The organism is Pantoea sp. NPDC088449 (assembly GCF_044753225.1).
GTDB lineage: Bacteria > Pseudomonadota > Gammaproteobacteria > Enterobacterales > Enterobacteriaceae > Pantoea > Pantoea floridensis.
This window is the reverse complement of the sequence record NZ_JBIVMT010000002.1, coordinates 231,278-246,088: the sequence shown is the minus strand read 5'-3', so window position 1 is coordinate 246,088 and position 14,811 is coordinate 231,278. Positions and strand designations below refer to the sequence as shown.

Sequence of the window (14,811 nt, the reverse complement as noted above, 5' to 3'; positions counted from 1 at the left end):
GATGTGCTGTTAAAGAAATGTAACTGCTATTTTAACTCTCATCAACCCTATCACGACGTCAGTTAATGTTGCACTGGCGGCTGATAACGCTCTGTCACTCCATCTCTAAAAATGAGGTCGTTATGATGTCACCCTATTTTGCCCGTGAAGATCAGGTCTCTGTTGAAGACTTCAAAACATTTTGTACTCAGCAGCTCGATGCCAGTGATTATCCGCTGGCGAGCGAAGCGGTTGCCAACGTGCTGGTTTACGATCGAGAGACGCTGGACACCGCGGCGAAAACGGATAAAAAAGTACTGCTCAGCGAACTGCACAAAGCCCTTTCTTATGGTCCCGGTGTTTTTGTGGTACGTGGTTTATACAGCGATCTCGACGTCATTGATCGCACCTCGCAGGCTTTCGAAACCATCATGAGTCATGAGGCCAAATCTAAAATTCAGGCCGATCACTTCTCACGCGCGGGTAACAATGGACGTATCTGGAACGCGCTGCAAAAACTGGCGGAAACCAGCCCGCAAACGTTTGTTGATTACTACGCGAATCCGACGCTGGAGTTGATTTGTCAGGCATGGCTGGGCCCAGCGTGGAGCATGACCTCGCAGGTGAATCAGGTGCGCCCCGGCGGCGAAGCCCAGCAGCCGCACCGGGATTACCATTTGGGCTTCCAGCAGAGTGCGTTCGCATCTGAATTCCCGGTGCCGGTACAGATCCTTTCGCAATATCTGACGTTGCAAGGTGCCGTGGCACACACGGATATGCCGCTGGCATCCGGCCCGACCCGTTTACTGCCGTGGTCACATCAGTATGAGCTGGGTTACATCGCCTATCGTGACCCAGAGTTCGTTGAATTCTTTAACCACAATTACGTCCAGCTGCCGCTGGAAAAAGGTGATGGCCTGTTCTTCAATCCGGCGCTGTTCCATGCCGCAGGTAACAATACCACCAGCGATCATGTTAGAACCGCCAACCTGCTGCAGGTTTCCTCCGCATTTGGCGTACCGATGGAGAAAGTAAATCACGAACAGTTGCTCAAGCTGATTTACCCGCTGCTGCAAAACAGCCAGCTTACCCAGCAGGAGCTCAATACGGTCGTCAACGTGGCGGCGCGCGGTTACTCCTTCCCCACTAATCTCGATACCGATCCACCGTTAGGCGGCATGGTTCCGCAGACGCAGCAGGCTTTGGTGCACGAGGCCTTGCAGCAAGAGTGGAGCCCGAGCCAGTTCAATCAGAAACTGGATGAGCAAAGTACTCGAAGAGAAGCGTAGCAGCGACAGGCCGGGCGCTTGCCCGGTCTGATCACTTCATCAGCACCTGAAACTGCGGATTAAATTCGTCAAAAATCGGCAGCGCTGCAGCACCCAGCGCGGCGGTATCGCTGCCGGTCATACCGATTTTTAAGCGGGTGCCGGTAAGGTAACGGCCGCGTACTGATTGATACAGCGGTGGCAGGCGGCGAATGATTTTGTCCAGCAGCGCAGCCGGTATCATGCCGCCGATAATCACACTTTCAGCATCGAAAATGCACTCCAGCAGATTAATCGCCTGGCGCAGCGGCGTGAGCACGGTATCGATCCAACGATCGAACAGCGCCGGATCGACCTCCAGTAAATCTTCCGGCAGCGCCGTCATCGGATCAAGACCGCAAAACTCATATGCCGCCTGCAGCGATACATAGCGCTCAAGACAGCCATGATTGCCGCAATAACATTCGCGTCCACCAGGCTCAACCACCACATGCCCCACTTCACCGGCGTTATGCGCATGGCCGCTGTAAACGTGGCCATCCATAATGATGCCAGCACCCAAACCGGTGCCGATATAGAGATAGATAAACGAGTTGAGCTGGCGCGCCACGCCATGAAAACGTTCACCAATCGCCGCCACCGTGGCATCGTTCTCCAGCGTCACCGGCACGCCGCTCATCGCTGCCAGTTTGGCTTCAATATCCACCTGCTCCCAGCCGTGCAGCGTGGTGGGTCCTACCGAGGAGATGCCTTCGACACCAAACGGACCCGGCATCACCACACCAATGCCCAGCACTTTGCGCCAGCGCTCGCCGAGTTGCGTTTTGATTTCAGCCAGCACCGCTTCAATGCGCGCTAAAGTGGCATCCGGCTCGGGCTTTTGCACCAGAATAAGACGGCGGAAGTGAATTTCACCGGTGAGATCCACCAGCACAATCAGCAGCGTTTGGTGATCCAGATGGATGCCAATAGAGAAGGCGCTGGCAGGATTGAGCGTCACCGGAATGGCCGGTTGCCCACGTCCTTGCTTGCGCGGCTCACGGCTGGTGAGCAGTTCTGCCTGCTCCAGTTCGGCAACGATATTTGAAACGGTTTGCGGCGTGAGCGCGGTCAGGCGAGCCAGTTCGGCGCGGGTGAGTTCGCCGTGCAGGCGAATGGCTTCAATGATCACGCGACGATTATGCGCCCGTGCATGTTCCAGATTGGTTCCCGACGTTTTCACTTTGCTTTCTTCCCTCATTCAACCGCGCTGTGAATAGCCGCATCAATATCTATGATCGGCCACAGTAATTACAACCCTTTCGGGACGTTAAATGGGGGTTGGCTGAGCGCAACAGCAAATTGGTCATGCCGGTACGGACGCAAAATTAACGTCATATCTAACTAGCACACAGCCGTTATCTTCGCGTTGCTCATGAAGGATGACGCCTATCTTGATGGTTATTCATCGCAAAGCGGGTCAGTGAGTTTCTCGCTGATAGCAGACTTTTCATAATTAGTTATCCGCAATGTGCCAGAAGCGGACGTTACTAACGAAATTGTGAGTTAAAAAACGGGAGTAGGTCACCTCCATCCCGCGAAACGGCATTCAAAATGACCTCATAGACGGTACGTCTAACCCGATGTGAGCACTTCTTGGATTTTTTTGTGCCACTCCAACGAATGATTATATTCAGTTTCGGGCACTAAAACGCCATAGATTCGCAATTTGAGGAGTCGCGACCAGCCAATTGGTTAAAAAACAGCTATAATTCCCTTTTATAAGCGGGCTCCTTGTAGCACGTCTGGTGCATTCAATTTATTTCAGTTATCCTGCCGCCATACCGGCACAGGCTAGTCCCTCTTAATTGGCGGTGGTTTGTTACCCTTGCCCGCTGCCGGAACTTTGTAAATTGTTATTCCTAAATTAGCATAATATTATAAGGCATCTTACTATGCACTCTTTATCTGTTTCAAAAAAGGAAGTTGGAAGAGCTGGGGATAGATTGGTTTCTCAGTTTGGTGCAGGTGAAAAATATAATGAAGAAGATGTGCAAATTCTTCACGAGTGGAGAATGTTGCATTTATATCCTTTAAGTAAAATAAAATTTTATATGGAAAGAGAGGCTATTTCCTTAAACAAAAATGCGTTACTGTCCTCTAGAATTAAGAGACTACCTTCCATTGTTACTAAGCTTTCTAGATTCCCTGACATGAAGCTAAATAAAATGCAGGATCTTGGTGGGTGCAGAGCTATTTTAAACAATCTTGATCAAGTGTATGATTTAGTTAATAAAATAAAATCATCTAAATTCTCACATGAACTAGTTAGAATGGATGATTACATGATAGACGTGAAAGATTCCGGTTATAGAAGCTTTCACATGGTCTATTCATTCCAAAATAAAAAATTTCCATCTTTAAATGGATTGCGCATTGAAATGCAAATAAGAACAGCTATTCAACATAGCTGGGCTACAGCAGTTGAAATGGTTGGTTTGTTTCGAAAAGAATCATTGAAATCTGGTTTTGGTGATGCAAGATGGCTTAGGTTTTTTGAATTAGTATCAGAGCTTTTTTATAAAGTTGAATATGAAAAAGAACCATCCGGTAGTTATATAAAAATATCAGAAGAATTAAGTTACTTATCCGTTGAGTTGAATGTTTTCGATATATTATCTGCTTATAATGCCGCAGTAAGTCATATTGAAGGTAGCAAAAAATATGATAAAGGACTTTGCATAATTGTTGTTGACACTGTAAAACGGAATATAAATATAAAGAGCTTCGAAAATCACAATCATGCAAAGGCGGCAGAAGCTTATGTCGAGTCTGAAAAATACTGCGCGGAAAATAAAGGCTGTGAAGTAGCTATGGTTTCTGTTAGTTCAATTAGTGAATTGAAAAATGCATATCCTGCTTATTTTTTAGATACGAAAACTTTTTTAAATTACCTGAGCAGATATGTTTTTATAAAATAATTACTATTATCTGGAGTGGTCTAAATTCTACTAACTCAGGTTGTTTTTTAGATCGCTTCTGACCACAATGGCCTGTAGGGATCTGCTGATAATCAACTTAAAGTAACAAAGCCGGCAGGTGATGGCTATTGTACAATTATTCTATGAAATTCATCGAGGTTTAAGTGAATTATTTGTCCCTATTCGGTATAACGGCGGCAGCTCGTTGCGAAAACTTGGTATTACACTGCATGTCAAAGCTCAGCGAAATTCCAGTTGATTATACACGACGAACATCTTAACTTAGCCCAAGACGGATACAATAACTTTGCTAGTACAGAATTTTGTCAAAGTTAAATTCAAATGTCCGGGTATGTCAAAGCTGAAATGTCCGATTTGTGCCGGAAGCGATCTTTACTACCATAACTTAACATTGGAATTTTAAAGAAAATAACGATTAAAATTGAGGGTTTAATTAAATTTCGAAATTTCCACTCGTTCATTTAAACGATAAAGTCAATGTAAATTTTTTCTCTGAATGGGGTGAAGATGAGGCTATCACGGTCGCTATGCAAAGTTGTTGGGGACGTCATTGCCAACACTGCGTCTCATGCAGCGTTGGAATCATTATTTTTCTCAGTGGGCGCTCGTGGTGAACCACCACAAGGAGCTCATGATACAAAGTGGAAGGACTGGCTATACCTCACTGGTCAGGATAAGGAGGTAGATAGTCTGTCTGTGTTAGGTGGGGTGATTGAAGAGTTTATGGATCTTCCTCCGAAACAAGGAAGCCCCGAGTTTTTTGAATGGTCTGAAAAAAGAGAGCGAGTCGAAGCTGCGTTACATGATAATGGTTTTCAATATTATCGTTTTGGCCGCATTTTACCCTTGGGTCACATCCCTGCAGATGACATCCCATATGAAGAGACTTTAAGAATTAGTCCGCAGCCAGTTATTCCTCATAAAGTTGAAGCTTTGCTGCAAAGGTTGGTTAGAGGTTTGCAACGTGCTATGCACCCGCTCACTCACCGAAGAAAAGGAAGTCAAAATTTAACGTTCAGCAATGAATATGATGTGCAAGATCTACTTCATTCATTATTGAGACCTTGGGTTCAAGATATACGCCCAGAAGAATTTACTCCTAGCTATGCTGGTTCAAGTACTAGGATGGATTTCCTTTTACCTGCGCATGAGCTTGTTCTTGAAATAAAAATTGTAAGAGACCGTAGTCATGCCAAAAAAATTGGCGATGAGCTTATAATTGATATTGAACATTACAGACGGCATCTTGAATGCAAGAATTTATGGTGTGTCGTATATGATCCAAATAAATATATAACTAATTCACAAGGATTTAAAAATGATTTGGAAGGTGAGCGCTCAAGTAAAGATGGCAAAGTCTTAGTGAAAGTGTATGTGATCTAGGATGCATCCATAATGAATATTAACTAAGAATCTATGAGGTATCAAAATGACAGATTACATCTATAATTCTCAAGGGAAAGCCGTAGGATTTATCCGTGGAAAATACATACATGGTATGAACGGCAATGCCGTCGGCCAACTTCATGGAACACATGTATATAAGCTTTCTGGTCAATACATTGGTGAAATTCATGAAAGCATGATCTTAAACAAGCATATGGATAATTTAGGAAACATAGGTAATCCGGGAAACCCTGGCAATCCCGGAAGACCAGGTAATCCTGGTAATCGGGGTGCACGCAATTATGGATTTCCAGATGTCTCAATGCATCTATTTGACCAGTAGTGATGACATCAATCGCTGACGTCCGCTTCTCGCTCATACCGCACAGGGCTCTCATATCTGTCCGCAATGTGCCAAAAGCGGACTTAGCGTCATGCTATTCATCAAATCCTTATTCGATGCGTTCCACATTTGGATGACGCTCGGTTGCGGCTTCATGAAATATATCACTCAGCCAGCCAGCAATCTCGCCTTCTGTCATATCGTCTGGAATCGCGACGTCATAGAGCCGAGAAAACTTTCTCTCTGTCAGGTCAACACGAAATACCAACCACCGATCATTCTCACGCTGAACGCCAATATGCCGCCCAAAAACGTTATATACCAACATATGCAACCTCCGGGCATGCTAATGATTCTCTGAATTAATGCTATACGTCTGGGCAGGTCAATAAAAAAATCGTAGATAGATGAATGGCCAGCGTCGGCTTTTCGCTCACAGCGGACCTTCAGCGTCCAATAACCATTAGTTTTGCATTCCGACGAGTTACCGTTTGGCTGATACGCTGGGTCGTTAAAACCTGATCAGAGACGAGTAAAATGGTGAACTTCCGCTTCTCGCTCATACCGCACAGGGCTCTCATATCTGTCCGCTCTGTGCCAGAAGCGGACATCTGCGTTCTGGGCCAACACAAACGGGTGAGCGAAAGTAGTCTTATGTAAAAGCGACTGAATTGCTCTCTTACTCTGACTTTTTATCCCATTCGGCGTGAGTCAGTGTAAACAGCATGCTGGCGGGCGCATTTGTCACATCCTGAATGTTCCGTACATATCTGAGTCCGGAATTAGTCAGGACTTTTTGTGATGCCAGGTGGTTTGCTCTTACTACTGCAGAGATATCCGGCAGTTTTAGCTCACCAAATCCATAACTGACCGCATGGTTAGCAAACTCTGTCGCCAGCCCTCTTCCCCATGACTCAGCAGAGAACCGATATCCTAGGTTATTGATAGTGGTATCGGCATAACTGCGGATATTCAGCCCGCCAAAACCGATGAGCCTTTTAGGATCATCGTTCAGCGAGATAGCCCAGTTTCCGAAACCGTAATCTTCCCAGTGTTTAAGCCAGCGAGCCAAAACATCACGGGCATAATCAATATCAGGATATGGGCCTGCGGGATTAAATGTATTCGTGGCAGGATCGCCATAAATTCTGAAAAGGTCATCTGCGTCTGAGGTGATTACAGGCCGAAGATGCAGTCGGGAGGTGGTTAGCCGCAAAATTTCTCCTGAGTTTTTGATTCATTCAATGAGTTATCTTACTGTTTTTATAGCCAGAAAATTTCGGCTTCACAACAGCACTGTTATGTTAATTTGGCAAAATTTGCATGTCGCCATCATTTTGACGTCTGCTCCTCGCTCATACCGCACAGGGCTCTCATATCTGTCCGCAATGTGCCAGAAGCGGGCGTTGCTAATTTTTAGGTGCATTATTCAAAAGCGGGAAATTTTAAATACCCCATGAGATAGTATGGTCTTTCCTTAAACATATTCCTTTTATCGAATATGTTTTTGTTCTATCCTCTTGCCAATACCTTTAGGCTTTCCTTAATCGGGTTTCAACATGTTATCTCTGACCCCACTACAACTTTTTAAAAACCTTTCGGACGAAACACGTCTCACACTGGTGCTGCTGCTGAAAGAAAAGGGAGAGCTCTGTGTGTGTGAACTCACAGGGGCACTGAACCTTCCTCAGCCTAAAATTTCCCGCCACCTTGCAATGCTGCGATCCAGCGGGTTACTCAGTGACCGGCGCGACGGCAAGTGGATCCACTATCGCCTGTCTCCACACATGCCAGTGTGGGCGGCTTCTGTCATTGATCAGGCGTGGCTGAGCCAGCGTGACGAAATTCGTGACCTGGCCGATCATTCACAGCTGGATCATGCCACAACTAACGGCAGGGCTGTCTGCCTGTAAAAAAATTTAGCCAAACATATTCGAATTATCGAATGTGTTTTTAGGCTTCTAAGACTTATCAACGGAGGAAGCATGCTGCTGGCAGGCGCAATTTTTATTCTTACACTGATATTTGTTATCTGGCAGCCACGCGGGCTTAGTATCGGATGGAGCGCTGTTGCCGGAGCCGCGCTGGCGCTGGCAACCGGCGTGGTTCATATCGGTGATATTCCCGTGGTCTGGCAGATAGTCTGGAACGCAACGGCCACGTTTATTGCGGTGATCATTATCAGCCTGTTGCTGGATGAATCAGGTTTTTTTGAGTGGTCGGCGCTGCACGTGGCACGCTGGGGCGGCGGCAGCGGAAAGCTACTTTTCACCTATATTGTATTGCTAGGAGCGGCGATAGCAGTGCTGTTTGCTAATGATGGCGCGGCGTTGATCCTGACGCCCATCGTGATTGCCATGCTGCTGGCACTCGGATTCAGCCAGGGTGCCACGCTGGCGTTCGTGATGGCGGCGGGATTTATCGCTGATACGTCAAGCCTGCCGCTCATCGTGTCTAACCTGGTCAATATCGTCTCAGCTGACTTTTTCCATCTGGGATTCAGGGATTACGCTTCGGTCATGGTGCCGGTCAATATCGCTTCGGTGCTGGCTACACTCGCCATGCTGCACCTCTTTTTCCGCAAGGAGATCCCCGCGCAGTATGATGAAGCCAGGCTCAGGATGCCGCGTGAGGCCATTCGCGATATCAGCACCTTCCGCGCCGGATGGGTTGTCCTCGTTCTACTGCTGGCGGGCTTCTTTGCGCTGGAACCGCTCGGCGTACCGGTCAGCCTGGTTGCAGCCATCGGCGCGCTAATCCTCTGGCTGGTCGCACGGCGCGGCCATGTGATTGATACCCGCAGAGTGCTGCGCAACGCCCCCTGGCAGATTGTGGTGTTTTCACTTGGCATGTATCTGGTGGTCTATGGACTGCGCAATGCCGGACTGACAGAATATCTGACCGCGCTGCTTAACGATTTTTCCGATGCCGGTGTATGGGGCGCGGCGATGGGAATCGGATATATCACCGCACTCCTCTCATCAGTAATGAACAACATGCCTACGGTGCTGATTGGCGCACTTTCCATTGATGCCAGCACTGCGCAGGGTGTCGTGCGTGAGGCAATGATTTACGCCAACATTATCGGCTGCGATCTTGGACCGAAAATCACGCCTATCGGCAGCCTGGCTACGCTGCTGTGGCTGCATGTGCTGTCAAAGAAAAACATCCGCATCAGCTGGGGATACTACTTCCGGGTCGGTATCGTTATGACGCTGCCGGTAATGACCGTTACGCTTGCTGCGCTCGCGCTGCGCCTCTCTGTCTGATGATAATCCGGGGCGGCGTATGCAGCCCCATCACACGAGGTTTTACCATGTCTGACATTACCATTTATCACAATCCCGCCTGCGGCACCTCGCGTAATACACTGGCGCTAATCCTGAACAGCGGCGCGGAACCTACCGTAATTCACTACCTTGAAACTCCGCCGACGCGTGAAACTCTTCAGGGGCTGATTGAAGCGACGGGAATCGGAGTGCGGGCGCTGCTGCGTAAAAACACAGATCCCTATGAACAGCTGGGCCTCGCCAGCGACAGCTTTACTGATGAACAGTTGCTGGATGCCATGCTAGCTCACCCGATTCTGATCAACCGTCCGATAGTGGTGACTCCGCTGGGAACGAAGCTTTGCCGCCCTTCCGAAGTCGTGCTGGACATTCTGCCTGATCAGCAGAAAGGTTTGTTCACCAAGGAAGATGGCGAAGTGGTGATTGGCGCGGACGGTAAACGCGTCAGCCAGTAATCAGGCAGGATGAAAAAACCGGCGTTTCGCCGGTTTTTTTCAGATGCTGCGCTGGTTAACTCTGGCAGAAAGCTGCTCCGCGCTCTCCTTTCTCTCGCTGTAGCGGTCGGTCAGATATTTGCTGCGTCCACGGGTCAGCACGGTGAACTTCATCAGTTCCTCCATCACGTCCACGATGCGCTCGTAATATGCCGATGGCTTCATCCGCCCCGCTTCATCGAACTCCGCCCAGGCTTTTGCCACCGATGACTGATTAGGAATGGTCATCATGCGCATCCAACGTCCCAGAATGCGCATCTGATTAACTGCGTTAAACGACTGGGAGCCGCCGCTGACCTGCATCACCGCCAGCGTTTTGCCCTGTGACGGTCGCACCGCGCCGGTTGAGAGCGGGATCCAGTCAATCTGCGCTTTCATCACGCCGGTCATTGCGCCGTGGCGCTCTGGCGAACACCACACCATGCCTTCAGACCACAACACCAGTTCACGCAGTTCAGCTACTTTAGTGTGCGTTTCGGGGGCGTCATCGGGAAGTGGCAGCCCTGATGGATTAAAAATTCTGACTTCTGCGCCCATCGCAGTCAGCAGGCGGGCCGCCTCTTCCGTAGCGAACCGGCTGAAAGAGCGTTCACGTACTGAACCGTACAGCATCAGTATGCGCGGTGCATGTGCGGGCTCGTCAGCTGCCAGTTTTGCTGTGGTAATCGGTGCATCAACCAGGCCAGTATCGATATTGGGTAGCGACATATCCGTTAGATTCATTCTGTTCTCTCAGTTAACTGTGTTGGCAGGCTCAGTCCACATCCACCTTCTCCGCTGCAGCACTCCTCGACGAGAAAGGCCAGCAGCTGCTCCAGACGTTCATACTGTGGCAGGCAAAACAGCGTTCGCCCCTGACGATCCTGACGGATGAGCCCGACAGACATCAGCGCGGAAAGGTGATGGCTTAGCGTGGATGCGGGTATATCCAGCTGCTTCTGTAAATCGCCAACCGGCAGCCCACCGTGCCCGGCCTTAACCAGCGTTTTGTAAACGGCCAGCCTTGTCGGATGGCCGAGCTCTTTTAACGCGCTGGCCGCTGTATTCAGATCCATAAAACCTCCTTAAATCCATATTTCCAGAATAATCGAAATATAAAGTAAGTCAATCTACCCACTTCTGTTGTTAAACAATCATTCTGGAAAGCATCCATCGGTTGAACTCACAGCTCATTGCTGGCCTCCGACATCTGAGTACCAGGAGCGAACGTTGCCAATTCCGCGTAGTATTTATTACAGAATAGCGGATCACAATTTAACCAGGTAGCATTGTAGTTAAATCAGATGTTAATGTATCTTTTGTTATCGCATGAATTTATTGAGCTTTTAGGTGAGATGGGTGAACACTACTTTATCCTTAGATGACCTTGGCCCACGCATATGTATCATGGGGCCATCAAATAGTGGTAAATCCACACTGGCAAAAGCAATCGCTTCTAAGACGTCATTACCTCTAATTCATCTTGATCAATTGCATCACTTACCTGATACAAAATGGGTTCCCCGTGAACCAGAAGATTTTTATCGGTTACATGAAGAAGCTGTTCGTGGAGAAAAATGGGTAATAGAGGGCAATTACACCAAGTGTATTTATTCCCGACTTGAACGTGCTACAGGGCTGATATTGCTTGATGTGCCAATGGCGATAGCGCTGCAGCGCTATATACGCCGATGTTACTCGTCAAAGCCCAGGATCGGTGGTCTCAATATCCGAAGAGAGCATGTGACGTGGGAAATGCTTAAATACATTGTGCATATTGCGCCTAAAAACCACCATCTTCACAAGAAGATTTTCGAGCAGGTAACCATTCCAAAAGTGATGTTGACATTACCTCGTGATATTAAGACCTGCTATCAAAGCTGGGATATTTCATAATGGTTTAAGATGATTAATATGCTTCCGAAAATAGTCAATCATTCATCGAAGGCTATACCTCGCATAATTTAATTACCGGGCACGTCCAATGTGCTTGGAAGGTCCTCAAACCTGTCTGCTGTTTTCTCACTGCGCCCTTTTGGCTTTGCCTACGACACTTGAGCGCCGAGAAGGGATTAGGCAAAGTTTTTTAATGCCCATGAACTGTTAGCCCCACCATCCTGACCACGATCGGGCGTACAAATAGTATGCAGACAAAGGCGGCGGGCATGGCGACCTTGTAAGCATTGATAACATTTAACATATAATGAGGCCCGAAACCGAATTCCGAAAAGGTAATAACTAAACTCATCAGAAAGGCCATGATGGTCGCCATATAAAGCGCAAAGATGTAAGGTGAAGTGTGTTTTGGAAAGCGTATTCTGGCGATCTTTTTCGTTGTTGCATCCGTCATAGTGTTACCCTGTTTAACCGAGAGTTAGCGAAACAGTCGCAAAGCTACCAAGTAAGTCAACGTGTTAGTAGAACGGTCCAGCTTTAATCACCATTAAGTAAAAGTAACGAATTTTGCATTGAGGTCTTATGGACTTGTTGGGGTTAATCAGTACCTATATCCGTGTAGTGGAGAACGGCAGTATCGCAGCGGCTGCACGCGCTAAAGGAATGAGCCCTGCAGCAGTCAGTCAGAGCCTTTCTCGTCTGGAATCGTATCTGGGGGTACGCCTGCTATCACGCACAACCCGAAGTATGACCCTTACCGAAAGTGGTAAACGCTATTTCGATAAAGTTCGCCACATTCCGTATGATGTTGATCTCGCGTCGCAGGCTGCTGCCTTCGAAACAAAACCGCAGGGGCAACTTTGCATCGCTACGACTGCGGCGTTTGGCCGGTACGTTCTTGCACCACTGATGCCAGAATTCAAATCAGTTTACCCCGATATTGATATTGAGCTGATCAGTACCGATCGTAACGTTGATCATCGACTAGAGGGAGTCGACGTCAGCATCCGCATCGAGGAACAACTGAACGAACAGCTGATTGCCATGAAAATTTCATCATTACCTTTTATCTTCTGCGCAGCCCCGGCATATCTGGAGCGTGCGGGCATACCAGAAAGTCCCGAAGAATTGAGTCAGCATGCCTGCCTGGTATTTCGCTATCCAACTGATGGACGCTTTTTGCCCTGGACATTTATGGTTGACGGTCAAAAGGTGGCGGCGAAACTCAATCCCGAATTTATCAGTGACGATATTGATATCATTGCTAATATCGCAATCAATGGTGGTGGTATTGCTCGCCTTGCGAGTTTTATTGCACAACCGCTTATCGACAATGGACAACTCATCGCGTTATTTCAATCCAGCCAAAGCGATGAAACCCATATCGCATCTTCCCCTATGAACATTTACGCGTGCGTCAACGATCGTTCAGCGCTCAACTCAAAGGTCAGAGCCTTTATTGCTTTTTTGGAACAGGCGATGCAGTCAGCGTGATCCCAATCGTGAAAAAGTGAATGGTCTTTGGCCTGAGATGAATACGTGTTGATGGAGGAACAATAGCGTCGGTACATCATCTGCTGTCAGCAACGGATACTCATGACGTTAATTTGCCATTGTGGAATGCGCGTTTATGTAGCAACTCACAACGCATCTGCACCTAAACCATGCATCCTGAAAAGGGTTGTAATCAGCTCTTAAGCTTGCCCTCATTTATAGCTACCTGAATATCTATGATCGGCTACACATTTTACAACCTGTTTACCTGACAGAGGCAAAAATCTGTGCAAAGTAGTGTCCAGCGGCAAACGAGATTTATGCCCTGGCACGTCAATTGCTTTAGCTAACCGATGTCAGCCGCAGCAATCTGACAACCTGTGCGCGTTATTAAATCAATCAAATTGATTTAATTAAACACCCTCTTTTTGCATCAAGGCGAAAACACCATGAAAATCCGATTCAATCCAGTCATAAAAGGTTGTTTTGCAGCGGTTCTGTTAGCCAGCGTTGGCAGCGCGGCAGCGGCAACCACGTTAAATGCGCTGTTTATGACGCAGGCGGCGTACAGCGAAAATGATATTCGCGCCATGACGCAGGAGTTTCAGAAAGCGCACCCGGACGTGCAGGTTAATCTTGAATTTGTACCTTACGAAGCGCTGCATGACAAAATTGTCGCTGCGCGTGGCGCGGGCGGCAATGGCTACGATGTGGTGCTGTTTGATGCCATCTGGCCCGCTGAATTTACCAAATTTGATCTGTTGCAGGACGTGAGCAGCCGCATCAGCGCCGATGAAAAAGCGCAGATTTTCCCCGGTGCGATGAACACCGTGGTATTCAAAGGCAAAACCCTCGGCATGCCGTGGATTCTTGATACCAAATATCTCTATTACAACAAAGCGATGCTGGAAAAAGCCGGCATCAGCACACCGCCACAAACCTGGCAGCAGGTGATGGATGATGCGCGCATTATCAAGCAGAAGAATATCGTCAAATATCCGCTGGTCTGGAGTTGGTCGCAGGCTGAAGCGCTGGTGTGCGATTACACCACGCTGGTATCCGGCTTCGGCGGCAAATTCTATAACAACGACAAACTTGATTTCTCCTCCCCTGCCTCGCTGCAAGCCGTCAAGCTGATGAAAAGCTCGCTGGATGAAGGCTTAAGCAATCCGGCCTCACGCGAGTATCTGGAAGAGGACGTACGTAAAGCCTTCTCCAATGGCGATGCCGCCTTCGCGCTTAATTGGACCTACATGTACAACATGGCCAACGATCCGAAGCAGAGTAAAGTCGCCGGGCAGGTCGGTATTGTTCCGGCACCGGGCGACGCGCCAGGCAAATTTGGTGCGGTTAACGGTTCGATGGGCCTTGGCATCACCAAAGGCAGTGCTCATGCGGATCAGGCATGGCAATACATCAGCTATATGACCTCTCAGCCGGTGCAGAACAACTACGCCACGCTGAGTCTGCCAATCTGGAAAAGCTCATATCAGGATCCAGCAGTGCTGAAAAATCAGGAGAGCCTGATCGCTGCGGCGGATAAATCGCTCAACGTAATGCTTTCGCGCCCGGAAACCGCGGATTATTCGCGCCTCTCCAATACCTTGCAGCAGCAGTTGCAACAGGTGCTGGTGGGTAGCGCAACGCCTGATGCCGCGCTGCAAGCGGTAGATAAGAGTGCGGCGCGTCTGCGCTAAGGGG

Annotated in this window: 16 protein-coding genes; 10 read left to right on the top strand and 6 right to left on the bottom strand. The window is 48.3% G+C overall.

Annotated features, from left to right (window positions below):
- Positions 1–122: 122 nt before the first annotated feature.
- Entirely contained in the window at positions 123–1,268 is a 1,146-nt protein-coding gene (locus ACIP6T_RS12400) for a phytanoyl-CoA dioxygenase family protein (RefSeq protein ID WP_400457427.1), read from the top strand.
- Between the two features lie 31 nt (positions 1,269–1,299).
- Here the strand turns inward: ACIP6T_RS12400 and ACIP6T_RS12395 are convergent, their stop codons facing one another.
- Positions 1,300–2,469, bottom strand: a complete 1,170-nt coding sequence (locus tag ACIP6T_RS12395) for an ROK family transcriptional regulator (RefSeq protein ID WP_097098138.1) — start codon at positions 2,467–2,469, stop codon at positions 1,300–1,302.
- Between the two features lie 712 nt (positions 2,470–3,181).
- Between ACIP6T_RS12395 and ACIP6T_RS12390 the strand changes: the two genes are divergently transcribed.
- The 3 genes from ACIP6T_RS12390 (at position 3,182) to ACIP6T_RS12380 (ending at position 5,957) form a co-directional block, all read left to right on the top strand.
- The gene (locus ACIP6T_RS12390; protein ID WP_400457424.1) at positions 3,182–4,207 is read left to right on the top strand and encodes a RelA/SpoT domain-containing protein; all 1,026 of its coding nucleotides are present in this window, start codon (positions 3,182–3,184) and stop codon (positions 4,205–4,207) included.
- Between the two features lie 528 nt (positions 4,208–4,735).
- The gene (locus tag ACIP6T_RS12385) at positions 4,736–5,611 is read left to right on the top strand and encodes a transposase (RefSeq protein WP_400457422.1); all 876 of its coding nucleotides are present in this window, start codon (positions 4,736–4,738) and stop codon (positions 5,609–5,611) included.
- A 46-nt stretch (positions 5,612–5,657) separates the two neighbouring features.
- Entirely contained in the window at positions 5,658–5,957 is a 300-nt protein-coding gene (locus ACIP6T_RS12380) for a 4-fold beta flower protein (RefSeq protein WP_400457420.1), read from the top strand.
- Between the two features lie 109 nt (positions 5,958–6,066).
- Here the strand turns inward: ACIP6T_RS12380 and ACIP6T_RS12375 are convergent, their stop codons facing one another.
- Entirely contained in the window at positions 6,067–6,285 is a 219-nt protein-coding gene (locus tag ACIP6T_RS12375; RefSeq protein WP_400457418.1) for a hypothetical protein, read from the bottom strand.
- 351 nt (positions 6,286–6,636) lie between these two features.
- Positions 6,637–7,173 carry a GNAT family N-acetyltransferase gene (locus tag ACIP6T_RS12370; protein ID WP_400457417.1) on the bottom strand — a complete coding sequence of 179 codons (537 nt, stop codon included), beginning with the start codon at positions 7,171–7,173 and terminating at the stop codon, positions 6,637–6,639.
- A 343-nt stretch (positions 7,174–7,516) separates the two neighbouring features.
- Between ACIP6T_RS12370 and ACIP6T_RS12365 the strand changes: the two genes are divergently transcribed.
- The 3 genes from ACIP6T_RS12365 (at position 7,517) to arsC (ending at position 9,702) form a co-directional block, all read left to right on the top strand.
- Positions 7,517–7,870, top strand: coding sequence for a metalloregulator ArsR/SmtB family transcription factor (locus tag ACIP6T_RS12365; protein WP_097098145.1), 354 nt, complete (start codon positions 7,517–7,519; stop codon positions 7,868–7,870).
- A gap of 72 nt (positions 7,871–7,942) precedes the next feature.
- Positions 7,943–9,226: an arsenic transporter gene (locus ACIP6T_RS12360; protein ID WP_097098146.1), complete on the top strand. Its 1,284-nt coding sequence runs from the start codon at positions 7,943–7,945 to the stop codon at positions 9,224–9,226.
- A gap of 47 nt (positions 9,227–9,273) precedes the next feature.
- Complete coding sequence (gene arsC / locus ACIP6T_RS12355) at positions 9,274–9,702, top strand: glutaredoxin-dependent arsenate reductase (RefSeq protein WP_400457414.1); 429 nt, start codon at positions 9,274–9,276, stop codon at positions 9,700–9,702.
- Between the two features lie 39 nt (positions 9,703–9,741).
- Here the strand turns inward: arsC and arsH are convergent, their stop codons facing one another.
- Together arsH and ACIP6T_RS12345 are read right to left on the bottom strand one after the other, a co-directional pair.
- Positions 9,742–10,464, bottom strand: coding sequence for an arsenical resistance protein ArsH (gene arsH, locus ACIP6T_RS12350; RefSeq protein ID WP_400457412.1), 723 nt, complete (start codon positions 10,462–10,464; stop codon positions 9,742–9,744).
- Positions 10,461–10,796: a helix-turn-helix transcriptional regulator gene (locus ACIP6T_RS12345; protein WP_097098149.1), complete on the bottom strand. Its 336-nt coding sequence runs from the start codon at positions 10,794–10,796 to the stop codon at positions 10,461–10,463. The genes arsH and ACIP6T_RS12345 overlap by 4 nt, the downstream gene beginning before the upstream one ends.
- A 283-nt stretch (positions 10,797–11,079) precedes the next feature.
- Here ACIP6T_RS12345 and ACIP6T_RS12340 point away from each other — a divergent pair, with 283 nt between their 5' ends.
- Entirely contained in the window at positions 11,080–11,616 is a 537-nt protein-coding gene (locus ACIP6T_RS12340; protein ID WP_097098150.1) for an AAA family ATPase, read from the top strand.
- 190 nt (positions 11,617–11,806) lie between these two features.
- On the opposite strand, the gene ACIP6T_RS12335 is transcribed toward ACIP6T_RS12340, so the two are convergent.
- The gene (locus ACIP6T_RS12335) at positions 11,807–12,070 is read right to left on the bottom strand and encodes a DUF2798 domain-containing protein (protein ID WP_097098151.1); all 264 of its coding nucleotides are present in this window, start codon (positions 12,068–12,070) and stop codon (positions 11,807–11,809) included.
- A 128-nt stretch (positions 12,071–12,198) separates the two neighbouring features.
- On the opposite strand from ACIP6T_RS12335, the gene ACIP6T_RS12330 reads away from it, so the two are divergent.
- The gene (locus ACIP6T_RS12330) at positions 12,199–13,110 is read left to right on the top strand and encodes a LysR family transcriptional regulator (protein WP_400457408.1); all 912 of its coding nucleotides are present in this window, start codon (positions 12,199–12,201) and stop codon (positions 13,108–13,110) included.
- Between the two features lie 449 nt (positions 13,111–13,559).
- Positions 13,560–14,807 (top strand): extracellular solute-binding protein, encoded by a 1,248-nt coding sequence (locus ACIP6T_RS12325; protein ID WP_400457406.1) that lies wholly within the window; start codon positions 13,560–13,562, stop codon positions 14,805–14,807.
- Positions 14,808–14,811 lie beyond the last annotated feature (4 nt).